This window comes from Azoarcus sp. KH32C, assembly GCF_000349945.1.
Lineage (GTDB): Bacteria > Pseudomonadota > Gammaproteobacteria > Burkholderiales > Rhodocyclaceae > Aromatoleum.
Window position 1 is genome coordinate 3,621,342 of record NC_020516.1, and the last position, 21,246, is coordinate 3,642,587.

Sequence of the window (21,246 nt, forward strand, 5' to 3'; positions counted from 1 at the left end):
GGACGGACACTAGAGGAGTCGAGCGGCATGAAATTGACCAGTCAAAGCTTCGTCGACGGCGCGCGCATTCCCGGCGAGTTCGCATTCTGCATCCCGGCATCCGAGGGACATGTTTGCCTCGGCAGCAATCGCAATCCGCATCTCGCCTGGTCCGGCGCACCCGAGGGGACACGTTCGTTCGCGCTCGTCTGCCATGACCCGGACGTGCCGAGCCGAGGGGACGACGTGAATCAGGAGGGCCGCAGCGTGCCGACGAGCCTGCCGCGCGTGGATTTCTTCCACTGGGTAGCCGTCAATCTGCCGGCGGATCTGCGGGAAATCGGCGCCGGCAGCTTTTCGCAGGAAGTCGTTCCGGCAGGGAAACCCGGCCCTGAAGGCCCGCTCGGCAGTTGCCAAGGGATCAACGATTACACGGCCTGGTTTGCCAACGACGAGTCAATGCGCGGCAACTATTACGGTTACGACGGCCCCTGCCCGCCGTGGAACGACGAACTGCTCCACCATTACGTCTTCACGCTGTACGCGCTGGACATCGATCACTGTGCACTGGAGGCACCGTTCACCGGCGCACAGGTGCGAAATGCGATCGCCGGACACGTGCTCGCCGAAGCGCACCTGACCGGGACCTACACACTGAATCCGGCCCTCGCCGACTGACGCAGACGTCAAGGGCGATACGGCGGCAACGCGCGCTTCACGCCCGGTAGCTCGAAGCGCGCGTAATCCGGCAGACCGGCGCGAAAGGCCGGGGAGATTTCGCCCTCGATCAGCGGCCTCAAGTACGTCAGGGCCGCATCGGTGACATGCAGGCCGTCGGCACGGATGAATGCCGGCGGCACGCATCGCTCCAGGTTCGCGATCGCGCTAACCGGGACGAGCACGACATCCCACGTGTAAGGCGCGTCGCCCAGGCGCCGTATCGCGGGCATTACACAGTCCTGACCCTGCAGTGCGAAATCCACGGCCGCGGCGCCCACTGCCATCGCGTGAGCGTAATCGGTCGCGGAGACGAGATGCCCGGCTGCGCGCTGCAGGTAGTCCGGGATTGCCCAGTGATGCTTGTAGCCGAGGCGCGCCTGGATCAGCCGAGCGATGCATTGCCCCGCCCCGCCGAGCTGGACGTGGCCCTTGCTGTCATGGTCCTGCTCCATCAACAGCGAACCGTCGCCGCGCCGAATGCCTTCCGAAACCGTGATCGCGCAGTAGCCCAGACGCTCGACCGTCGCCCTCACCGCATCGAGGAAGACATCCTCGTCGAAGGGCACCTCGGGCATCAGAATGATGTGCGGCGGCTCATCCGGGCCGCGGGCAGCGAGCGCGGTCGCCGCGGCAATCCACCCCGCGTTGCGCCCCATGACCTCGAGTACGAACGCGCGCCCTACCCGGCTGGACATCGCGGCCAGATCGAGCCCGGCCTCGAGCATCGCGGTGGCGGCATACTTCGCGGCCGAGCCGAAGCCCGGCGAGCAGTCGCTACCTTCGAGATCGTTGTCGACCGTCTTCGGAATGCCGACACAGACGAGCGGATACCCTCGCGCCCGCGCCGCCGCGGAAATCTTGGCGACGGTATCCATCGAACCGTTGCCGCCGTTGTAGAGAAAGTAGCGAATGTCGTGGGCAGCCAGGACTGCGAAGAGCCGGTCGTATTGCGCAGGGTTGTCCTGTGGCGGATCGAGATCGAAGCGGCAGGAGCCGAAAGCGCCGCCGGGCGTATGGGCAAGCGCCTGCAGGGCATCGGGGGCAAGCCCGGCAGTGTCGACCAGATCCTCGGCCAGCACGCCGAGAATGCCGTGGCGGGCGGCGAGGACCGTTCCGACGACATCCGGACGCCCGCGGGCGGCTTCAATCACGGCCGCGGCACTCGCGTTGATCACCGCAGTGACTCCGCCCGATTGCGCGTAGAGCAGGTTCGCCTTGCTCATCTGGTTCTTCCTGGCAAAAACAAAACGCGGCGAGCAAACGGGGACACCCCGTCGCTCGCCGCGTGATCGCGACGATGCGTACTTACTTCAGCGCGTCGAAGGCGCGGGCGGTGATTTCGTCCACCGCACCGAGGCCCGCAATCTTGCGAACTTTCGGCGCAGCCGCGGCACCCGAGGCAGCCCACTTCGTGTAGTACTCAACCAGCGGCTTGGTCTGCGCGTGGTAAACCTCGAGGCGCTTCTTCACGGTCTCCTCGCTGTCGTCATCACGCTGGATCAGGTCTTCGCCCGTTACGTCATCCTTGCCCGCAACCTTCGGCGGGTTGTACTTGACGTGATAGGTGCGACCGGATGCAACGTGAACACGGCGACCGCTCATGCGCTCGACGATCTCGCTGTCGGGCACGTCGATTTCGAGCACGAAATCGATCGGCACGCCGGCTTCCTTCATCGCGTCGGCCTGCGGGATCGTGCGCGGGAAGCCATCGAACATGTAGCCGGACTTGCAGTCGTCCTGCTGCAGGCGATCCTTCACCAGGCCGATGATGATGTCGTCGGACACGAGGCCACCCGCGTCCATGACCTTCTTGGCCTCGATGCCCAGCGGTGTGCCGGCCTTGACGGCGGCGCGCAGCATGTCACCGGTGGAAATCTGCGGAATACCGAATTTTTCCTTGATGAAGTTGGCTTGCGTGCCCTTACCGGCCCCCGGCGGCCCCAACAGAATCAGTCTCATTTTAGAACCCTCCCGTTATGCGGCCAGCAAGCCGCATCGTTATGTGAAATCAAAGACTAAAACTTACTCGACTCGTTCCTGACGGTCAAACACCGCCCTGACGCGCGCAAGGTCTTCCGGCGTATCGACACCCGCGGCAGGTGCTTCGGCCACCGACAGGACGCGGATGCGGTAGCCGTGCCACAACGCCCGCAGTTGCTCGAGCGCCTCCCATCCCTCCAGCGGCGAAGGCGCGAGCTCGGCGTAACGGCGCAGGAACGCGACCCGGTAAGCGTAGATCCCAATATGCCGCTGCACGGGCAAGCCTTCCGGCACGGAACCGCGATCCGCCGCAAACGCGTCTCTCGGCCAGGGGATCGGTGCCCGGGAAAAATACAGCGCGTGAGCGCGCGCATCGCACACGACTTTCACGACGTTCGCGTTGAAGAACTCGCCCGCGTCGGTGATCAGATGGGCGGCCGTGGCAATCGCCGCATCGGGGTCCGCTGCCAGTGCCTCGGCGACCGCCCGAATCAAGTCCGGATCGATCAGCGGTTCGTCGCCCTGCACGTTTACGACGATTGCATCGTCGGACCACTCGAGCGCCTCAACGACTTCCGCGAGACGGTCCGTTCCGCTCGGGTGGTCGGCACGCGTCATCAGCACATCGGCGCCGGCGACGCGCACGGCGTCGAGCACCCGCTCGTCATCGCTCGCCACCCACACGGACGCTGCACCGGACTTGCGCGCCTGCTCAAGCACCCGCACGACCATCGGCTTGCCGCCGATGTCGGCGAGCGGCTTCCCCGGCAAACGCGTCGAGGCGTAGCGCGCAGGAATGACGACGTTGAAGTCCGCCATGATCAGCGACGCAGCGCGTCCACTTCCTCAGCGGAGAGCTGGCGCGCTTCTTCCGCCAGCATCACGGGGATGCCGTCGCGAATCGCGAATCCGAGGCGATCAGCCTTGCAGACCAACTCCTGCTTGTCCTTGACGAAGTCGAGAGGCCCCTTGCAGAGCGGGCACACGAGGATTTCAAGCAGTCTGGCGTCCATGCGACAGTTTCTCCAGGATGATTTCGGCGGCGCCCGCGGCGATGGTCGCCGTCACGGGAAATTCCCAAGTGTCGGCGGGCGCAAAGGAGGCGCATTTTACCGCATCCTTGCTTGTCAGGATCTTCGCCTCGTCCGGCGCGAAATCGAGATCCGACGAAACGAAGACGTGATGGTCCGGGAAGGGATGCGGCACGACATCGAGACCCATTTCGCCGAGCTGCGCAAAGAACCGTTCGGGACGCCCGATTCCGGCGATCGCGTGAACGCGCTTGCCGACGAACTCCCGCGGAGCGCGACGCTCCCCGGGCTTCCCCAGCATGAGCAGCTCGTGCCCTTCGAGGCGCATCTGGAATGTCGGGCGTTCGTCGATCTGCGCCGCAAGCGACGGGGAAAGCGGCCCGTGAGCGATCACGAGGTCGACCGAGCGCAGGCGCGATACGGGCTCGCGCAAGGGCCCGGCGGGCAGCAGCCGGCAATTGCCGAGAGTGACTTCGTCGACGACGGCAATCTCGATATCCCGCGCCAGCCGGTAATGCTGCAGGCCGTCGTCGGCGACGATCACGTTGCAGTCCGGATGGGCGCGCAGCAATGCCTGCGCCGCCGCGGGACGATCCCGACCCACCGCAAGTGGGCAGCCGGTAATGCGGGCGAGGAGAACCGGCTCGTCGCCATAGAGGGCCGGATCGCCGTCGGGCGGAACAAGGGTGACCCCCTCCACACGTCCGCCGTAGCCGCGACTAACGATACCCGGTGTGTAGCCCGATTCGCGCAGGCGCCGTACGAGCCAGTCCACGACCGGCGTCTTGCCGCTACCGCCGACGGCGATGTTGCCGACGACGATGACCGGAACGGGCAGGCGCACCGAAGCCACGGCGCGCAGACGGAACAAGGCGCGCCGCGCGGCTGCGATCAGTCCGAAAAGCGCGGCAAGCGGCAGCAGTGCGGCCGACGCGAAGCTGCGCGACTGCCAGAACGCGGGGGCCCTGCGGGACATGCCGGAGAACTAGCGCCGCCGCGTGCGCGACGCGGGGCTCACTGCGGAGCCTGGGTGGCGAAGGTGATATGCGGCAGCCCGGCCCGCTGGGCAGCCTGCATCACATCGATGACGCTCTGGTGCGGCGACTTGGCGTCCGCATTGATGACCACGACCGGATCCTTGACTCCGGGAGACGTGGCCTTGCCGAGTGCAGTCGCGATCAGGTTGATGTCCCGCGACCCTACCGGTACACGATTGACGATGACGTCGCCCGCGGCGCTGACCGCGACGATCACCTCGTTCGGTGCTTCTTGCGCGCCGGCCGATTCGGCGGTCGGAAGGTTGATTTCAAGCCCGGCAACCTTGGAATACGAGGTCGTCAGCACCAGAAAGATGATGAGGACCAACATGACGTCGATCAGCGGGATCAGGTTGATCTCGGGCGCCTCGTTACGCCGGTCGCGCTGGAAATTCACGCTGCCCCCGATCAGCTACGGCGTTCGCCGTGGACGACTTCCACCAGCTTGATCGCCTGCTGTTCCATATCGATGACGAAACTGTCGATCAGGGCGCGGAAGTGCCGCCAGAAGATCGTCGACGGGATCGCGATGATCAGTCCGAGACCGGTGCTGTTGAGCGCCGTCGAAATACCCTGGGCCAGGAGCTGCGGGCTGGAGCCGGCCGTTGCGCCCTGCGCAGCGAAGATGTCGATCATGCCGACGATGGTGCCGAAGAGCCCCATCAGCGGGCTGATCGATGCGATGGTGCCGAGCGTCGTCAGGAAGCGCTCCAGTTCGTGGGCGACGGCGCGACCGGTCTCTTCGATCGCCTCCTTCATGACTTCACGGGAGCTGCTGACATTGCGGAGCCCTGCGGCGAGAACGCGGCCCAGCGGGGAATGTGCCTCGACGCGCCCGGCCATGTCGGCGGTGACGCCCTTTTGGCGCAGATCTGTGAGTACCTTGTCGAGCAGGCCGGAGGGAACTACCTTGGACCTGCGCAGAGTCACCGAACGTTCGATGATAAGGGCAACGGCGATGACAGACGCCAGCAGCAGCGGCCAGATCGGCCAGCCAACAGCCTGGATGAGCGCAAACACGCGACAAGACTCCGCAGAGGGAAAAGCGGAACTTTAGCGCCCCGTGTCTTGCAGGGCAATAGGGCACGCAAATGTCATCGCCTCCAGCAAGAATCCACAAAAGCTGTGGATAAGTTTGTGGATTGCTCGTCAAAAAATCCCTAACTCTCTGGCGCAACAAGCATTCCGACGCTTCGATGAAAAATTAGGCAACAAATTAGTTGCATAAAAACAGATACTTATAAAATACCATCGCGAATGAGCGGTTTTCGTCGGAAACAATTGACAAGCCGCCCCGCTTGTGGATTCCGTTACAATCGCGGCCATGCAAAACGACGTATCGATAACTGCCGGCGGAGATTTCGAAGGGCGCGAATTTCAGCGTCCGCTCAGCGTTTCCGCATTGAATCGCCTCGCCCGAGAGACTCTCGAGCGGCGTTTTCCGCTGTTATGGGTGAGCGGAGAAATTTCCAACCTCACGCGCGCTCCATCGGGCCATCTTTACTTCACGTTGAAGGACGAAAACGCGCAGGTTCGCTGCACGATGTGGCGCAACAGGGCCCAGTTGCTGCCCTTCCGTCCGGAAAACGGCATGCATGTCGAGGCACGCGTGCTGGTGTCCCTGTACGAGGTGCGCGGGGACTTCCAGCTCAGCGTCGAGGGCCTGCGGCAGGCCGGCCAGGGAAACCTGTTCGAGGCCTTCCTGCGCTTGAAGGAAAAGCTTGCGGCAGAGGGCCTGTTCGATGTCGCGGCCAAACGCGAGGTGCCCCGTTATCCGCGCCGTATTGGCGTGGTGACGTCGCCCGCGGCCGCAGCCTGGCGCGACGTCCTTGCCGCGCTTTACCGGCGTGCGCCCCAGCTCGAAATCGTGCTGTACCCGGCACCCGTGCAGGGCGACGGGGCCGGTGCCCGGCTTGCCGACGCCCTGCTCGCGGCCTCCGCACGCGCCGCCGGCGACGGCATCGACTTGGTGCTGCTGGTGCGTGGCGGCGGAAGCATCGAGGATCTGTGCGCCTTCAATGACGAGGGCCTGGCGCGCGCGATTCGGGCTTGCGCGGTGCCAGTGATCAGCGGCGTAGGACACGAAACGGATTTCACGATTGCGGACTTCGTCGCAGACGTCCGGGCGGCGACGCCGACGGGCGCCGCAGAGCTTGCCAGTGCGGGGTTTCACGCGGCCGAGGCTCGGCTGGCGGAACTGGAGCGCATCCTTGGTGGCGCGATGCGGCGCCAGCTCAACTCTCATGCGCAGCGTCTGGACCGTGCGGCGCTGCGCTTGCTCCATCCGCGCGAACGGCTGCAACAGGCGCGGGAAAGGCATGAACGGCTGGCAGCACGGCTGAGTGCGGCGATGCATCGCCGGCTGGAACGGCTGCGCGCGCGCCAGGAGATTCTGCGCTTGCGTCTGACGGCCCGGCGACCCGATCTTCGGCGTGACATGGAACGTTGCGCGCGGGCGGCGTCGCGGCTGGCTCAGGCACGCGAAATGCATCTGCGTTTGCGGACGGAGCGACTCGCCACTCTCGCCGCCCATCTGCAGCACCTCGCCCCACAGGCGGTGTTGGCACGGGGCTACAGCATCACACGCGACGCCGAGGGGCGAATCCTGCGTTCAGCTGACGATACCGCCGCGGGCGCGGAGGTTTCGGTGGAACTCGCATCCGGACGGCTCCATGCTATTGTGAATAGCACGGAAGCATGATTGTGCCGACTGCCGTCCGGTTCGCCGGATGGCCTCGGCACGGCTTTACCGTCGCTTCGTCTTCGTTGCGGGATTGCATGGGGAGTTAAAGCCCGACTAGAATGGTCAAGCTTTGACCCCCAACAAACCTACCTCAAACGGAAGGAGAGATAAAAAATGGAACACACGCTGCCCCCCCTGCCCTATTCCAAGGACGCGCTCGCGCCGCACATCTCGGCCGAGACGATGGAATTCCACTACGGCAAGCACCACCAAGCTTACGTCACGAACCTGAACAACCTGATCAAGGGGACCGAGTACGAAAACCTCGACCTCGAAGCGATCGTCAAGAAGGCGCCGGCCGGCGGCGTGTATAACAACTCCGCGCAGGTCTGGAACCACACCTTCTTCTGGAACAGCATGAAGCCGAACGGCGGCGGCGAGCCGACGGGCGCGCTGGGCGATGCGATCAAGGCGAAGTGGGGTTCGTTCGAGGACTTCAAGAAGGCCTTCACGGCCTCCGCTGTCGGCAACTTCGGCTCGGGCTGGACCTGGCTGGTGAAGAAGGCCGACGGCGCCGTCGATATCGTCAACATGGGCGCCGCAGGCACCCCGCTGACGACCGGCGACAAGGCTCTGCTCTGTATCGATGTCTGGGAACACGCCTACTACATCGACTATCGCAATCGTCGTCCTGATTTCGTCGCGACCTTCCTGAACAGCCTGGCAAACTGGGACTTCGCCGCGAAGAATTTCGCCGGCTGAGTCGCAGCACGCTGAGCCGGATCACACGGATCCGGCAGCAAGAACCTCCGCGTCGAAAGACCGGAGGTTTTGTATTTTGTGAATATGCTTTTCTGTTTTTCTTCGTTCAGGTTATAAGCGCGCAACGGTAGATTTTCTCCATCGAATTGCATTCAACGGAGAAAATCAAGATGAAATTCAATCCTCTGCGCCGCGCCCTGCTCGCCGTGGCCCTCACCGCGGGCCTCGCCGGCTTCGCTCACGCCGAAACGACGCTGCTGAACGTCTCGTACGATCCGACGCGCGAGCTCTATCAGGCCTACAATCCCGAATTCGCGAAGTACTGGAAGGCCAAGACCGGCCAGGACGTCACAATCAAGCAGTCGCATGGCGGCTCGGGCAAGCAGGCGCGCGCGGTGATCGACGGACTGGAGGCGGACGTCGTGACGCTCGCGCTCGCCTACGACATCGACGTCATCGCCGAGAAGACGGGGAAGATCCCGGCGAACTGGCAGAAGCGGCTGTCGAACAACAGCGCGCCCTATACCTCGACGATCGTCTTCCTCGTACGCAAGGGCAATCCGAAGGGCATCAAGGACTGGGGCGACCTGGTGAAGCCGGGCGTCGAGGTGATCACGCCGAATCCGAAGACGTCCGGCGGCGCACGCTGGAACTACTTGGCGGCTTGGGGCTATGCGCTGCAGAAACCGGGCGGCAACGACGCGAAGGCGAAGGAGTTCGTGACGGAACTCTTCAAGCATGTGCCGGTGCTCGACTCGGGGGCTCGCGGCGCAACGAACACGTTCGTGCAGCGTGGCATCGGCGATGTGCTGCTCGCGTGGGAGAACGAGGCGATCCTGTCGGTGAACGAGCTCGGGCCGGAGAACTTCGAGATCGTCGTGCCGTCGGTGTCGATTCTCGCCGAGCCGCCGGTGACGGTGGTCGACGGCGTTGCAGCGAAGCGCGGGACGGCGGAGATCGCGAAAGCCTATGTCGATTATCTGTATTCGCCCGCCGGCCAGAAGATCGCCGCGCAGCACTACTACCGTCCGGCAAAGCCTGAACTGGCCGATCCGAAGGACGTGGCGCGCTTCCCGAAGGTGAAGACCTTCACGATCGACAGCCTGTTCGGCGGTTGGGCGAAGACGCAAAAGGCGCACTTCGACGACGGCGGCGTGTTCGACCAGATCTTCGCAAGATAATGGCTAAGGGCACCGGGGAGGACTTCGATGCGACACACGACGCTGATCGTTCCGGGCTTTCATGGCAGCGGCCCCGACCACTGGCAGACCTGGCTGGAGGCGCAGTTGCCGAATGCGCGGCGCGTCGGCGGCATCGACTGGGAGGCGCCGGTGCTGGCGCGCTGGGCGGGCGCCGTGCGTCGGGAGATCGACGAAGCGTCGCACGCGGTGTGGATCGTTGCGCACAGTTTCGGCTGCCTCGCGAGCGTCGTCGCGGCAGCCGATCGCCCCGAGCGGGTCGCAGGAGCGCTGCTGGTGGCCCCCGCCGACCCGGCGCGCTTCGGACCGCTGGGGCTCGCCGAGGAGGCAGCGCACCACGGAGACACGCTCGGCCCATGGCTGCCCTCGGGACAGCTCGGATTCCCATGTGCGGTGATCGCAAGCACCAACGATCCATGGGTGCGGCTGACCGTCGCCGCGTATTGGGCGGATCGCTGGGGGAGCCGTTTCATCAGCATCGGTGCGGCCGGTCACATCAACGTCGATTCCGGCTTCGGGCCGTGGCCGTACTGCCTCGAACTGCTGCAAGGCATGCAGCAGGCGCACGAGGACTTGCCGCTGGGCGCGATCGGCGGTGCCAAGGTGTCGCACAAGGGGCGCCGCAGCGCACTGGCGCGGCTGCGGCACCATACGCGCGCGTCGCTCGAGTCGCAGCGGAATGATGTGGCATAGGACATCCTCTCCCAGGGCTCCGACGACAATCGCGTTCTGGCGAGTCGCAGAACTGCCCGGCGCGAACGCCGGCCTCGGTCGCTTCGTCCAATATCACACGGACTTCGGCTGCGCTGACGGGAAAGCGCGATGAAGACTTTTCTCCGTACCAGTCATGTTTTAGAGGAATCCACCGTGCCCGCGGCACCCGATCCACGCGACGAGGAGGAAAAGGAACGTTACGTGACGCGCCAGTTATGGTGGGCGCTGATCGGACTGATCCTGTTCGCTCTGGTGATGTTCTTGGGTTGGGGCGGCGCGCACGTCTGATTCGCCTTCGCCCGCGAACCAGTTCGCTTCAGTCGGGTCCCCCCCGGCGATGGCTTACCGGAGTTACATCGTGAGCATCGTGCCGCGAAGCGTACGGGAAGCTTCTTGGCCTGGTCGGCTTCGACGGGCGAAAGCTCTTCCTGAGTCCCGCCTCAACCGCGCAGTTTCCGCACAATGCCCCTTCCGGGCCGCCAAGTCGGCCCGATACGGTACGCATAATTACACGCCTCCCGGTATTTCCGTGCACTAGGCACGATGGATATTCTCGTCGGCAATCTAGCGGCCCAAGCCATCGACTGGTAAAGCTGCCAAGAAGAACGCGCCACAGGGAGTTCGCCCATGGAAATCCACCAGTTGCGCTGGACCTCTAATGACGGATGGGAGACGTCGCCGACCTCCTCGGGCGCCGCGGATCTCGTGTTCGCCTTCGCAGACGCTGCCTATTTTCGGGAATCCGCCTGTTACGCAGACCTCCGCCGAATGTTCCCGGTGGCCCACATTGTCGGCTGCAGTTCCTCGGGCAACATCAACAACATCGAGATCTCCGACGGCGATATCGTCGTCACCGCGGTGGACCGGCGGCTCGTGCTCGGCCAAGTGACCGAGGAGGAGCTCGACATCGTGCCGGAACGCCTCGGCCCGATCGCCACGATCACGGGCTTCTATTCCTACGGCGAGCTCGCCCCACTCAACAAGGTGGTCCGCTGCCAGCTCCATAACCAGTCGATGACGCTGACAACGCTGAGCGAGTAACCGGATGGAGCCCGCCCCTTCGCCTGCGGCGCCCCATGCGACGCATCGTTTGCTCCGGCGCCAGCTGCGACACATCTTTGGTGCCGAGATCGCAGCCGAAGGCGACTGGGGTGCGCTGCTGCAGGCGGTCGACGACGCCTACCACGACGCCGATTGCGAACGGCGGCTGCTCGAGACTGCGCTCGAGGTCAGCGCGCAGGAATTGACCGAAGCCAACAACAAGCTGCGTCTGTTCATCGACAACGCCCCCGCAGGCATCGTGATGTTCGACCGCGAGCTGCGCTACCTCTTCGCCAGCCGCCGCTGGCTTCAGGAGCGCCAGGTCAAGCTCCACGACGTCGTCGGCCGGAACTACCGCGAGATCCGGCTCACGACAACCGACCGCTGGGAAGAGATCCTGCTCCGCTGCGTCGCCGAAGACACCGGACGTTGCGACGACGAGGCACTCCCTCTGCCCGATGGTGGCACGTGCTGGATGCGCCGCGAGATCCATCCCTGGCACGATGCCGACGGCGTCGTCGGCGGCATCATCGTGATGATCGAGGACATCACGGACCGCAAACGGGCCGAGGAGCAGATGCGCATCGCGGCCGTGGCCTTCCAGTCGCGCGACGGGATGATCGTGACCGATGCCGAGGGCACGATCATGCAGGTCAACCAGGCCTTCACCGACGTCACCGGCTACACCGCGGAAGACGCCATCGGCAAGCGGGTGGCGCTGCTGCATTCCGGCCGTCAGGACGCCACCTTCTACCGCAACATGTGGGAGGCGATCGCCCACGAAGGCCGCTGGGAAGGCGAAATCTGGAACCGGCGCAAGGATGGCGGCATCTTTCCCGGATGGTTGACGATCTCCGGCATCGGCGACGCCGGCGGCAAGATCACGCATTACCTCGGCACTTACGCCGACATCAGCGAACCCCGCGAAGCCACACGCAAGCTCCTCGAGCTCGCGTTCTACGATCCGCTCACGGCCCTACCCAACCGGCGCCTGCTGCTCGACCGGTTGCACAAGGCTATTGCGGCCAGTGCCCGTTCGGGCCAATTCGGCGCCGTGCTGCTGATCGACCTCGACCACTTCAAGACGCTCAACGACACTCGCGGTCACGACATTGGCGACGAGTTGTTGATCCACGTCGCGCGGCGGCTGCGCGAATTGATCCGGGGAGCCGACTCCGCAGCAAGGCTCGGCGGCGACGAATTCGTCGTCCTGCTCGAAGGCCTCAACGAAGAACAACTCACCGCCGCCAACGTCGCCGAAACGATCGCGGCAAAGCTCAGCATCGCGATCTCGCGGCCGGTGATCCTGAAAGGAGAAATCCACCACGTCACGCCCAGCATCGGCGTCACGCTCTTCCATCATGCGACGCAAGACGCCGAGGCCCTGCTCAAACAGGCCGACCTCGCCCTCTACCAGGCCAAGGACGCCGGCCGCAACGCGGTCCGCTTCTACAACCCGGCGATGCAGGCCGCGGTCGAAGCGCGCGTCAGACTGGAGGCCGGGCTGCGGCGGGCGTTGACCGCAGACGAATTCGTTCTGCACTACCAGCCCCAGGTGGACGCTGCCGGTCGCCTGATCGGCGCAGAGGCCCTGCTGCGCTGGCGGCCTCCGGGACAGCCGATGATCTTGCCGGCGGACTTTATCCCCGTCGCCGAAGACAGCGGCCTGATCGTGCCGATCGGGCGCTGGGTCCTCGACACGGCGTGCCGGCAACTCGCCGCGTGGTCCGACGCCCCCGAGACCCGCGACCTGCAACTGGCCGTCAACATCAGCGCCCGCCAGTTCCGCCAGCCCGACTTCGTCGAACATGTACGCATGGCCGTGCGGAGCAGCGGTGCGAATCCCGCGCGTCTGAAGCTGGAACTGACCGAACGCTACGTCCTGGAAGACATCGAACATGTGGTCAGGACGATGCAGATGCTGAAGCAGGATGGCGTCGGCTTTTCGATTGACGACTTCGGCACCGGGTATTCGTCGCTCGCCTACCTCAAACGGCTGGCGCTGGATCAACTCAAGATCGACCAGAGCTTCGTGCGCGACATCGCCGACGATGCAGACGACCGCGCCATCGTCCATGCCATCATCTCCCTTGCCGAAAGCCTGGGCCTGCAAGTGATCGCCGAAGGGGTCGAAACCGCTGCCCAGTTCGACTTCCTCGCCGCCCACAACTGCCAGGGCTACCAGGGCTATCTATTCGGACGCCCGGGCCCCGTCGAGCAAATGGACACTCGGCCTCGCGGCGGGACAGGGTCGTCCGCATGCCCCGGTGCTGCCTTTGACGGCCGCGCGGATGGCAAACCGTAGCCAAAGCCCTGGACCAGCACGCCCGCCGGCCACTCGCCGTCGCCGACGGACTCCATTCGCTTCACAATGACGGTCGGCGGCACCACCGATTCATGCAGACGGTCGAACAAGCGCTGCGCAGCGCTATCCTCCAGCAGCGTCGCCGCGTCGATCTTGACGAACTGCGCCGGCACGACTGCCGACAGCCTTTGCCACTGCGCGACCGATTCGACGTTCACAGCGACCTGGAAGCCGTTGTGACGGTAGTTGCGCAGCACGAAGGACAGCAAGTCGATCTGTCGGCTCGCCACCGCCGGCGCCTCGATGACGATCCGCTCGGGCGGCAGCCCCAGCGCATCGATCACCTTGCGAAAGGCCGCGCCGTGGTCGCCCGCCACGGCCGCCAGCAGCCGTCCGTGCACATTGAGGAACAGCAAGCCGTCGCCGCCTACCGACGCGATGTAATTGAGCGCATGCACCGTGCGGGCCAAGCGATCGAGCGCCACGAGGCGGTCGTCGTCCGCATTTGCCGAAAACAGCACCCAGGGCGACAGGTCCCGTTCGCCACTTCCCAGGCAACGCAGGAAAGCCTCGTGGCCGATGGCGACGTGCCGCTGCGGATCGACGATCGGCTGGAACACGCTCGACAACTCGCATCCGAACCAGTCTCCGACCACCCCGCCGTCGGCGAGACGGCGCAACTGCTTGCCCGCCTGCCGTTCGAGCGGCAGACGATCGAGGAATTCGCGTACGCGGTCCGGTGCCTGCAATGTCGTTTTTGTCATGTCCCGCTCCCGTTGCTGCTACATCTAAATGGATGCGGAGAACTCTATGACGCACCAGCTGCGAAACGAACCAAGAAATCCTGCAGAACATTGCAGCGATCCGGGATTCGCCGGCGTACGCCTTAGCAGAAATTCGAATAACCAGCCCGTTTTTTATTATTTACGGAGCACAAGGCCGCGCAATTAGACTTCATTCAACAAAAGCATATGGAGCTCGACATGAGCGCCGCGACACAAACCTTTCGCGTGCTACCGGGCTTCCGCCTGACGCTCGGCTACACCCTCTTCTACCTCTCGCTGATCGTGCTCTTGCCGCTCGGCGCGGTGTTCCTGAAGACTGCGAGCCTCAGCCTCGACGAGTTCTGGCATGTCATCAGCGCGCCGCGCGTGGTTGCGAGCTACAAGCTGTCCTTCGGGATGTCGCTGGCCGCCGCGGCGATCAACGCCGTGTTCGGCCTGATGCTCGCCTGGTCGCTCGTGCGCTACAGCTTTCCAGGCAAACGGCTGATCGACGCACTGGTCGACCTCCCCTTCGCGCTGCCCACCGCCGTGGCCGGCATCGCGCTCACCGCGCTCTACGCCAAGAACGGCTGGATCGGACAGTTCCTCGAACCGCTGGGCATCAAGGTCGCCTTCAAGCCGCTCGGCGTGCTCGTCGCGCTCGTCTTCATCGGCCTGCCCTTCGTCGTGCGCACCGTGCAGCCGATCCTCGAAGACCTCGACACCGAAATCGAGGAAGCCGCCGCGAGCCTCGGCGCACAGCGCTGGCAGACCTTCCGTCACGTGATCCTGCCGGTGATCCTGCCGGCGCTGATGACCGGCTTCGCGCTCGCCTTCGCCCGCGCGGTCGGCGAATACGGTTCGGTGATCTTCATCGCCGGCAACATCCCGATGGTTTCCGAGATCACGCCGCTGATGATCATCACCAAGCTCGAACAATACGATTACGCCGGCGCCACCGCGATCGCCGTCGTGATGCTGCTGCTGTCCTTCGCCCTGCTGCTCCTCATCAACACCCTGCAGGCGTGGACTGCCAAACGTACCGGGAGGAACCGCTGATGGCCGGCGCGAGCACCATGAGCTGGGGCGGGCCCGTCGACGCCGCCGCCCGCTTTGAATCGAAGGCCGCGACACGCGAGACACCATTCGTCAAATGGCTGATCCTCGGCATCTCGCTCACCTTCTTCGCAGTCTTCCTGCTGTTGCCGCTCGTCGCCGTCTTCGTCGAGGCGCTGCGCAAGGGTTGGAGCACCTACCTGTCGGCACTCGCGCATGAAGATGCGCTTTCCGCAGTCAAGCTCACGTTGATCGCGGCGGTCATCGCCGTGCCGCTCAACCTCGTCTTCGGCGTCTGCGCCGCGTGGGCAATCGCGAAGTTCGAGTTCCCTGGCAAACACTTCCTGATCACGCTGATCGACCTGCCCTTCTCGGTGTCGCCGGTGATCGCGGGCCTGATCTACGTGCTGCTGTTCGGCGCACAGGGCTGGTTCGGGCCGTGGCTCGCGGAGCACGACCTGAAGATCATCTTCGCTGTGCCGGGCATCGTGCTCGCAACCGTGTTCGTGACCTTCCCCTTCGTCGCCCGCGAACTGATCCCGCTGATGCAGGCGCAGGGGCGCGAGGAGGAGGAAGCCGCGATCGTGCTCGGCGCCAACGGCTGGCAGACCTTCTGGTACGTCACGCTGCCGAACATCAAGTGGGGCCTGCTGTACGGCGTGATCCTGTGCAACGCCCGCGCGATGGGCGAGTTCGGCGCGGTGTCGGTCGTCTCCGGCCACATCCGCGGTCAGACGAACACGCTGCCGCTGCACGTCGAGATTCTCTACAACGAATACCAGTTCGCCGCAGCCTTCGCCGTGGCCTCGCTGCTGGCCCTGCTCGCGCTCGCGACCCTCGCGATCAAGACCTGGGTCGAGCACCGCGCGGCCCACACCGACACGGACGACATCACCACCGAAACCCCACAGGACGCCGCATCATGAGTATCCAGGTTAAGGACATCAGCAAAGCTTTCGGCAACTTCGTCGCGCTCGACAAGGTCTCGCTCGACTTCCCCACGGGCGAACTCGTCGCGCTGCTGGGCCCCTCGGGCTGTGGCAAGACGACGCTGCTGCGCATCATCGCGGGACTGGAGGCGGCCGACGCTGGCCAGGTGCTGCTCGACGGCGAAGACGCGTCAGGCACTAATGTGCGCGAACGCCAGGTCGGATTCGTGTTCCAGCACTACGCGCTGTTCCGCCACATGACGGTCTTCGACAACGTCGCCTTCGGCATGCGCATGAAGCCGCGCGGCCAGCGGCCGAGCGAGAAACAGATCGCCGCGAAGGTGCATGAACTGCTGCAGCTCGTGCAGCTCGACTGGCTCGCCGACCGCTTCCCGGCGCAACTCTCGGGCGGCCAGCGCCAACGGATTGCGCTCGCCCGCGCGCTCGCCGTCGAACCGCGCGTGCTGCTCCTCGACGAACCCTTCGGCGCGCTCGATGCCAAGGTGCGCAAGGAACTGCGCCGCTGGCTGCGCAAGCTTCACGACGAACTGCATATCACGTCGATCTTCGTCACGCACGATCAGGAAGAGGCGCTCGAAGTCGCCGACCGCGTGGTGCTGATGGATCGCGGCCACATCGAGCAGGTCGGTACGCCCGGAGAAGTCTATCGCCAACCAGCGACACCGTTCGTCTACGGCTTCCTCGGATCGGTGAACCTCTTCCACGGCCGCGTCGACGGCAGTTCGGTCGTCGTCGGCAACGACGTACTGCCCCACACCGTCGCCGATGTCGGCCACGGAGCCGAAGTCCTCGCCTTCGCCCGTCCGCACGAACTCGACATCGTGCCCGAAGAACATGGGGAGGCCGGGGTCGCCGCTCGCATTACCCGCGTGCTTGCCTTCGGCGTCACTGCGCGCATCGAACTCGAAGGGCTGAACGGCGCCGGCGGCGAACATTTCGAAGTCGAACTCACCCAACAACGCGTCGCCGACCTCAATCTCGCCGAAGGGCAGGCCGTGCGCCTGATACCCTCCCGACTCAAGATCTTCGAGCGCAACGGTACCACTGGAGCATCGGCATGAATTTTCAGCAATTGCGCATCATCCGCGAAACGGTGCGGCGCAACTTCAACCTGACCGAAGTCGCCAACGCGCTCTTCACCTCGCAGTCGGGGGTCTCCAAACACATCAAGGACCTCGAGGACGAACTCGGCGTCGAGCTTTTCGTGCGCAAGGGCAAGCGGCTGCTGGGCCTCACGGATCCGGGCAAGGAACTCGTCGTGATGGTCGAGCGGATGCTGCTCGACGCGGGCAACATCAAGCGCCTGGCCGAGCAATACAGCAACCGCGACGAAGGCCGGCTCACGGTCGTCACGACGCACACCCAGGCCCGCTATGCGCTGCCCAAGGTCGTCACCGCGTTCAAGAAGGCTTTCCCGAAGGTTTACCTCAAGCTGCATCAGGGCAGCCCGGAAGAGATCGTGTCGATGCTGCTCGACGGCCAAGCCGATATCGGCATCGCAACCGAAGCCGTTGCGGCGGTCGCAGAGCTCGCATCCTTTCCGTACTACACGTGGCACCACTCGATCATCGTTCCGGCCGGTCATCCCTTGGAGAATGTCCGACCGCTGACCCTCGAGGCGGTCGCCGAATACCCGCTCATTACGTATCACGAAGGCTTTACCGGACGCTCGAACATCGACAAGAGCTTTGCAGCGGCAGGACTCTCGCCCGAAGTCGTGATGTCCGCCATGGACGCCGATGTCATCAAGACCTACGTCGAACTGGGGCTCGGCGTCGGCATCGTCGCTTCGATGGCCTTTCAGCCCGAGCGTGAAGGCGAACTGCGCCTGCTCGATAGCCGCCATCTCTTCCCCGTCAACACGACGAGTATCGCCGTCCGCCGCGGCCATTACCTGCGCGGCTTCGCCTACCGCTTCATCGAGATGTGCTCGCCGACGCTGACTGAAGCAGCCATCCGCAGCAGCGTCGCACCCGCGGGCAATGCCAACGGAGACGACTAGCCTTACGTCGTAGAGCTATTCGCCGCGCAGGCCTGCTATCCTCGCATTTCCGGTCCAAGGAGCCCCTTACATGTCGAACTGGTATTCCGATAACGCAGAATCGATTGGCAAGACGCCGCTGGTCAAACTGAATCGCATCACCGACGGCGCCGCCGCAACGGTTTACGCGAAGATCGAGGGACGCAACCCCGCCTATTCGGTCAAGTGCCGCATCGGCGCTGCAATGATATGGGATGCCGAAAAGCGCGGCGTACTCGGACCAGGCAAGGAAATCGTCGAACCCACCAGCGGCAACACCGGCATCGCGCTCGCCTTCGTCGCCGCTGCGCGCGGCATTCCGATCACGCTCACGATGCCGGACACGATGAGCGTCGAGCGCCGCAAACTGCTCGTCGCCTATGGCGCAAAGCTCGTCCTGACGGAAGGCGCGAAGGGCATGAACGGGGCGATCGCGAAGGCCGAGGAAATCGCCGCCAGCGCCCCGGACAAGTACGTACTGCTGCAACAGTTCAAGAACCCGGCGAACCCGGCGATTCACGAAGCGACGACCGGCCCCGAAATCTGGAACGACACCGACGGCAAGATCGACATCCTCGTCTCGGGCGTCGGCACCGGCGGCACGATCACCGGCATCAGCCGCTACATCAAACAGAAGCAGGGCAAGGCCATCACCTCGATCGCCGTCGAACCCACGGCGAGCCCGGTGCTTACGCAGACCCGGGCGGGCGAAGCGCTGAAACCCGCTCCGCACAAGATCCAGGGCATCGGCGCCGGCTTCGTGCCGCAAGTGCTCGATCTGTCGCTGATCGATGCCGTCGAAACGGTCACGAACGAAGACGCGATCCTGTATGCGCGTCGCCTCGCCCGCGAGGAAGGCATCCTGTCCGGCATCTCCTGCGGCGCCGCGGCGGCCGTCGCAGCCCGCGTTGCCCAACGTCCGGAGAACGCTGGCAAGACCATCGTCGTCATCCTGCCCGACTCCGGCGAACGCTACCTGAGCTCGATCCTCTTCGAAGGCCTCTTCGACGCGAGCGGAGCCGCACTCTGAGTCACGCAGCAGCACAAGACGCGGAGGCTCCGGCCTCCGCGCCCGAAACCCTCCCCATTCTCTACCGCGACGACTGGCTGATCGCCGTCGACAAACCCTCGGGCCTGCTCGTCCATCGCTCGGTGCTTGACGTCCACGAGGAGCGCTTCGCCGTCCAGATCCTACGGGACCAGATCGGGCAGCACGTGCACCCCGTGCATCGCCTCGACAAGGGCACCTCCGGCGTCCTGCTCTTCGCGCTCGACCGCGAAACCGCCGCGCTCGTCTCCGGCGCCTTCGAACGCCAGGAAGTGCTGAAGCGCTATCTCGCAGTCGTGCGCGGCCACCCGGCCGAAGAAGGCATCATCGACCACCCGCTCACGCGCCGCTTCGACGACGCCGAACGCCGTTCGACGACGCCTGACACGCCGCCCCAGGACGCCGTCACGCACTTCCGCCGCCTCGCCACGACCGAACTACCCTACCAGGTCGACCGCTATCCGACGAGTCGCTACGCGCTCGTCGAACTCGCCCCGGAAACGGGCCGGCGCCACCAGATCCGGCGCCACCTCAAGCACATCTCCCACCCCATCATCGGGGATGCCACCTTCGGCAAGGGCCGGCACAATCGCCTCTTCACCGAGCTCTTTGGCGTCTCGCGCATGCTGCTCGCCTGCACATCGATGCGCCTCACACATCCGCATACCGGCGAAGAACTGGCGCTTGCCGTTCCGCCCGCTGAAGACTTCATGCGCGTTGTTACGACGTTCGGCTGGACCGACGCGCTGGCCAGCCTGTCGCGCGCCTGATCCCATGCGGGCGACATTCGCCGGGGGCGATTCCCCAACGAGCTACCGGTCCTGACGGATTCATTGCACAATAGGTCGTTCACACAACAGCCAATCCGCCACAAATGAATCCGCTGCTCCAGGTCCGCGACCAAGGCCAGCAAGTCTGGCTCGACAACCTCTCCCGCACGCTCCTCAACGACGGCCACCTCGCGCGCTTCATCGCCGAAGACGGCGTCGACGGCGTGACCACCAACCCGGCCATCTTCCACAAGGCGATCGCCGGCGGGCGCTATTACGAGGACGATCTCGCCGCGCTGAAGCAGCAGCCCCTGAGCGCCGAAGCGCGCTACGAACAGCTCGTGGTCCCCGACGTGCAGCGCGCCTGCGATCTGCTGCGGCCGACCTTCGAGCGCAGTGGCGGCAACGCCGGTTATGTCAGCCTCGAAGTCTCCCCCGCCCTCGCGCACGACGCTGCCGGCACCGTCGCCGCGGGTCTACGCCTCAAGCAGGCCGTGGGCCGCGACAACCTGCTGATCAAGGTACCCGCGACGACCGAAGGGCTGAAAGCCATCGAGGAATTGATCGCCAACGGCGTCAGCGTCAACGTCACGCTGATGTTCTCGCTCGCCCACGTGGACGGCGTCGCGGACGCCTACGTGCGCGGCCTCGAACGTCTGCGGGCCTCCGGCGGCAAGGTCGGCAGCGTGATGTCGGTCGCGAGCCTCTTCCTCAGCCGCGTCGACACGCTGATCGACAAGCAGCTCGAAGAGTTGGGCGGCGACGCGTTGGCGCTCCGCGGCCGCAGCGCCGTCGCGATGGCCAAGCTCGCCTACCAGCGCTACCTGGAACGCTTCCACGGCCCTGCCTTCGCCGCGCTGCGTAGCGCCGGCGCGCGTCCGCAGTTCATGCTGTGGGCGAGCACCGGCACCAAGAATCCGGCCTACAACGACCTGCTCTACGTCGAACCGCTGGTCGGGAAGGAGACCGTCAATACGCTGCCGGACGCCACCCTCGCCGCGCTGCGGGATCACGGCAAAATCGTCGGGGACGCCCTCACGCAGGACGTCGCCGCCGTACGCGAGCAGGTCGCCGCGCTGGCCGCGCTCGGCATCGATCTCAATGCAACCGGGGAAAGACTGCAGCGCGAAGGGCTGGCGCAGTTCGAGGACGCATTCGCTCAACTGCTGCAGCTGACCGCCTGATGC

At 64.8% G+C, this 21,246-nt stretch carries 23 protein-coding genes; 15 read left to right on the plus strand and 8 right to left on the minus strand.

Features of this window, described 5'->3' with window-relative positions; translation table 11 throughout:
• Positions 1–27: 27 nt before the first annotated feature.
• Positions 28–657: a YbhB/YbcL family Raf kinase inhibitor-like protein gene (locus tag AZKH_RS16035; protein ID WP_015436835.1), complete on the plus strand. Its 630-nt coding sequence runs from the start codon at positions 28–30 to the stop codon at positions 655–657.
• Between the two features lie 8 nt (positions 658–665).
• Here AZKH_RS16035 and AZKH_RS16040 read toward each other — a convergent pair whose 3' ends face one another.
• The 7 genes from AZKH_RS16040 to AZKH_RS16070 form a co-directional block, all read right to left on the minus strand.
• A complete protein-coding gene (locus AZKH_RS16040; protein ID WP_015436836.1) occupies positions 666–1,922 on the minus strand; it encodes a 6-phosphofructokinase in 1,257 nt (418 codons plus the stop codon).
• Positions 1,923–2,004: 82 nt separating this feature from the next.
• Positions 2,005–2,658: an adenylate kinase gene (adk, locus tag AZKH_RS16045; protein WP_015436837.1), complete on the minus strand. Its 654-nt coding sequence runs from the start codon at positions 2,656–2,658 to the stop codon at positions 2,005–2,007.
• A 63-nt stretch (positions 2,659–2,721) separates the two neighbouring features.
• The gene (kdsB, locus tag AZKH_RS16050) at positions 2,722–3,498 is read right to left on the minus strand and encodes a 3-deoxy-manno-octulosonate cytidylyltransferase (RefSeq protein WP_015436838.1); all 777 of its coding nucleotides are present in this window, start codon (positions 3,496–3,498) and stop codon (positions 2,722–2,724) included.
• 2 nt (positions 3,499–3,500) lie between these two features.
• Positions 3,501–3,692 carry a Trm112 family protein gene (locus AZKH_RS16055; RefSeq protein ID WP_015436839.1) on the minus strand — a complete coding sequence of 64 codons (192 nt, stop codon included), beginning with the start codon at positions 3,690–3,692 and terminating at the stop codon, positions 3,501–3,503.
• The gene (gene lpxK / locus AZKH_RS16060; protein ID WP_015436840.1) at positions 3,673–4,686 is read right to left on the minus strand and encodes a tetraacyldisaccharide 4'-kinase; all 1,014 of its coding nucleotides are present in this window, start codon (positions 4,684–4,686) and stop codon (positions 3,673–3,675) included. Before lpxK ends, AZKH_RS16055 begins: the two co-directional genes overlap by 20 nt.
• Before the next feature lie 38 nt (positions 4,687–4,724).
• Complete coding sequence (locus tag AZKH_RS16065; protein WP_015436841.1) at positions 4,725–5,144, minus strand: biopolymer transporter ExbD; 420 nt, start codon at positions 5,142–5,144, stop codon at positions 4,725–4,727.
• 11 nt (positions 5,145–5,155) lie between these two features.
• The gene (locus AZKH_RS16070) at positions 5,156–5,767 is read right to left on the minus strand and encodes a MotA/TolQ/ExbB proton channel family protein (protein ID WP_015436842.1); all 612 of its coding nucleotides are present in this window, start codon (positions 5,765–5,767) and stop codon (positions 5,156–5,158) included.
• Between the two features lie 304 nt (positions 5,768–6,071).
• Here AZKH_RS16070 and xseA point away from each other — a divergent pair, with 304 nt between their 5' ends.
• From xseA to AZKH_RS16100, 7 genes are all read left to right on the plus strand, one after another.
• Complete coding sequence (gene xseA / locus AZKH_RS16075; RefSeq protein WP_083903091.1) at positions 6,072–7,448, plus strand: exodeoxyribonuclease VII large subunit; 1,377 nt, start codon at positions 6,072–6,074, stop codon at positions 7,446–7,448.
• 156 nt (positions 7,449–7,604) lie between these two features.
• Entirely contained in the window at positions 7,605–8,192 is a 588-nt protein-coding gene (locus tag AZKH_RS16080) for a superoxide dismutase (RefSeq protein ID WP_015436844.1), read from the plus strand.
• Positions 8,193–8,362: 170 nt separating this feature from the next.
• Positions 8,363–9,373 (plus strand): sulfate ABC transporter substrate-binding protein, encoded by a 1,011-nt coding sequence (locus AZKH_RS16085; RefSeq protein ID WP_015436845.1) that lies wholly within the window; start codon positions 8,363–8,365, stop codon positions 9,371–9,373.
• A 27-nt stretch (positions 9,374–9,400) separates the two neighbouring features.
• A complete protein-coding gene (locus AZKH_RS16090) occupies positions 9,401–10,084 on the plus strand; it encodes an alpha/beta hydrolase (protein ID WP_015436846.1) in 684 nt (227 codons plus the stop codon).
• 129 nt (positions 10,085–10,213) lie between these two features.
• Entirely contained in the window at positions 10,214–10,393 is a 180-nt protein-coding gene (locus AZKH_RS27320) for a hypothetical protein (protein ID WP_015436847.1), read from the plus strand.
• Between the two features lie 339 nt (positions 10,394–10,732).
• The gene (locus AZKH_RS16095) at positions 10,733–11,146 is read left to right on the plus strand and encodes an FIST N-terminal domain-containing protein (RefSeq protein ID WP_015436848.1); all 414 of its coding nucleotides are present in this window, start codon (positions 10,733–10,735) and stop codon (positions 11,144–11,146) included.
• A gap of 4 nt (positions 11,147–11,150) precedes the next feature.
• Positions 11,151–13,451 (plus strand): bifunctional diguanylate cyclase/phosphodiesterase, encoded by a 2,301-nt coding sequence (locus tag AZKH_RS16100; protein ID WP_015436849.1) that lies wholly within the window; start codon positions 11,151–11,153, stop codon positions 13,449–13,451.
• Here the strand turns inward: AZKH_RS16100 and AZKH_RS26955 are convergent.
• Complete coding sequence (locus tag AZKH_RS26955) at positions 13,334–14,215, minus strand: EAL domain-containing protein (protein WP_015436850.1); 882 nt, start codon at positions 14,213–14,215, stop codon at positions 13,334–13,336. The genes AZKH_RS16100 and AZKH_RS26955 overlap by 118 nt on opposite strands.
• A 219-nt stretch (positions 14,216–14,434) precedes the next feature.
• On the opposite strand from AZKH_RS26955, the gene cysT reads away from it, so the two are divergent.
• The 7 genes from cysT (at position 14,435) to tal (ending at position 21,243) form a co-directional block, all read left to right on the plus strand.
• A complete protein-coding gene (gene cysT, locus AZKH_RS16110; protein ID WP_041656282.1) occupies positions 14,435–15,274 on the plus strand; it encodes a sulfate ABC transporter permease subunit CysT in 840 nt (279 codons plus the stop codon).
• Entirely contained in the window at positions 15,274–16,197 is a 924-nt protein-coding gene (gene cysW / locus AZKH_RS16115; RefSeq protein ID WP_015436852.1) for a sulfate ABC transporter permease subunit CysW, read from the plus strand. Before cysT ends, cysW begins: the two co-directional genes overlap by 1 nt.
• Positions 16,194–17,282 carry a sulfate/molybdate ABC transporter ATP-binding protein gene (locus AZKH_RS16120; protein ID WP_015436853.1) on the plus strand — a complete coding sequence of 363 codons (1,089 nt, stop codon included), beginning with the start codon at positions 16,194–16,196 and terminating at the stop codon, positions 17,280–17,282. Before cysW ends, AZKH_RS16120 begins: the two co-directional genes overlap by 4 nt.
• Positions 17,279–18,223, plus strand: coding sequence for a CysB family HTH-type transcriptional regulator (locus AZKH_RS16125; protein WP_015436854.1), 945 nt, complete (start codon positions 17,279–17,281; stop codon positions 18,221–18,223). Before AZKH_RS16120 ends, AZKH_RS16125 begins: the two co-directional genes overlap by 4 nt.
• Before the next feature lie 70 nt (positions 18,224–18,293).
• Positions 18,294–19,271, plus strand: coding sequence for a cysteine synthase A (gene cysK, locus AZKH_RS16130; RefSeq protein WP_015436855.1), 978 nt, complete (start codon positions 18,294–18,296; stop codon positions 19,269–19,271).
• Positions 19,272–19,393: 122 nt separating this feature from the next.
• Complete coding sequence (locus AZKH_RS16135; RefSeq protein ID WP_015436856.1) at positions 19,394–20,059, plus strand: pseudouridine synthase; 666 nt, start codon at positions 19,394–19,396, stop codon at positions 20,057–20,059.
• 104 nt (positions 20,060–20,163) lie between these two features.
• Positions 20,164–21,243, plus strand: a complete 1,080-nt coding sequence (gene tal, locus AZKH_RS16140; protein ID WP_015436857.1) for a transaldolase — start codon at positions 20,164–20,166, stop codon at positions 21,241–21,243.
• The last annotated feature ends 3 nt before the right edge of the window (positions 21,244–21,246 follow it).

Excerpts from the sequence above, each read along its gene's own strand:
- AZKH_RS16035 (WP_015436835.1), top strand. The coding sequence starts at position 28 with ATGAAATTGACCAGTCAAAGCTTCGTCGACGGCGCGCGCATTCCCGGC.
- AZKH_RS16040 (WP_015436836.1), bottom strand. The coding sequence starts at position 1,922 with ATGAGCAAGGCGAACCTGCTCTACGCGCAATCGGGCGGAGTCACTGCG.
- adk (WP_015436837.1), bottom strand. The coding sequence starts at position 2,658 with ATGAGACTGATTCTGTTGGGGCCGCCGGGGGCCGGTAAGGGCACGCAA.
- kdsB (WP_015436838.1), bottom strand. The coding sequence starts at position 3,498 with ATGGCGGACTTCAACGTCGTCATTCCTGCGCGCTACGCCTCGACGCGT.
- AZKH_RS16055 (WP_015436839.1), bottom strand. The coding sequence starts at position 3,692 with ATGGACGCCAGACTGCTTGAAATCCTCGTGTGCCCGCTCTGCAAGGGG.
- lpxK (WP_015436840.1), bottom strand. The coding sequence starts at position 4,686 with ATGTCCCGCAGGGCCCCCGCGTTCTGGCAGTCGCGCAGCTTCGCGTCG.
- xseA (WP_083903091.1), top strand. The coding sequence starts at position 6,072 with ATGCAAAACGACGTATCGATAACTGCCGGCGGAGATTTCGAAGGGCGC.
- AZKH_RS16080 (WP_015436844.1), top strand. The coding sequence starts at position 7,605 with ATGGAACACACGCTGCCCCCCCTGCCCTATTCCAAGGACGCGCTCGCG.
- AZKH_RS16085 (WP_015436845.1), top strand. The coding sequence starts at position 8,363 with ATGAAATTCAATCCTCTGCGCCGCGCCCTGCTCGCCGTGGCCCTCACC.
- AZKH_RS16090 (WP_015436846.1), top strand. The coding sequence starts at position 9,401 with ATGCGACACACGACGCTGATCGTTCCGGGCTTTCATGGCAGCGGCCCC.
- AZKH_RS27320 (WP_015436847.1), top strand. The coding sequence starts at position 10,214 with ATGAAGACTTTTCTCCGTACCAGTCATGTTTTAGAGGAATCCACCGTG.
- AZKH_RS16095 (WP_015436848.1), top strand. The coding sequence starts at position 10,733 with ATGGAAATCCACCAGTTGCGCTGGACCTCTAATGACGGATGGGAGACG.
- AZKH_RS16100 (WP_015436849.1), top strand. The coding sequence starts at position 11,151 with ATGGAGCCCGCCCCTTCGCCTGCGGCGCCCCATGCGACGCATCGTTTG.
- AZKH_RS26955 (WP_015436850.1), bottom strand. The coding sequence starts at position 14,215 with ATGACAAAAACGACATTGCAGGCACCGGACCGCGTACGCGAATTCCTC.
- cysT (WP_041656282.1), top strand. The coding sequence starts at position 14,435 with ATGAGCGCCGCGACACAAACCTTTCGCGTGCTACCGGGCTTCCGCCTG.
- cysW (WP_015436852.1), top strand. The coding sequence starts at position 15,274 with ATGGCCGGCGCGAGCACCATGAGCTGGGGCGGGCCCGTCGACGCCGCC.
- AZKH_RS16120 (WP_015436853.1), top strand. The coding sequence starts at position 16,194 with ATGAGTATCCAGGTTAAGGACATCAGCAAAGCTTTCGGCAACTTCGTC.
- AZKH_RS16125 (WP_015436854.1), top strand. The coding sequence starts at position 17,279 with ATGAATTTTCAGCAATTGCGCATCATCCGCGAAACGGTGCGGCGCAAC.
- cysK (WP_015436855.1), top strand. The coding sequence starts at position 18,294 with ATGTCGAACTGGTATTCCGATAACGCAGAATCGATTGGCAAGACGCCG.
- tal (WP_015436857.1), top strand. The coding sequence starts at position 20,164 with ATGAATCCGCTGCTCCAGGTCCGCGACCAAGGCCAGCAAGTCTGGCTC.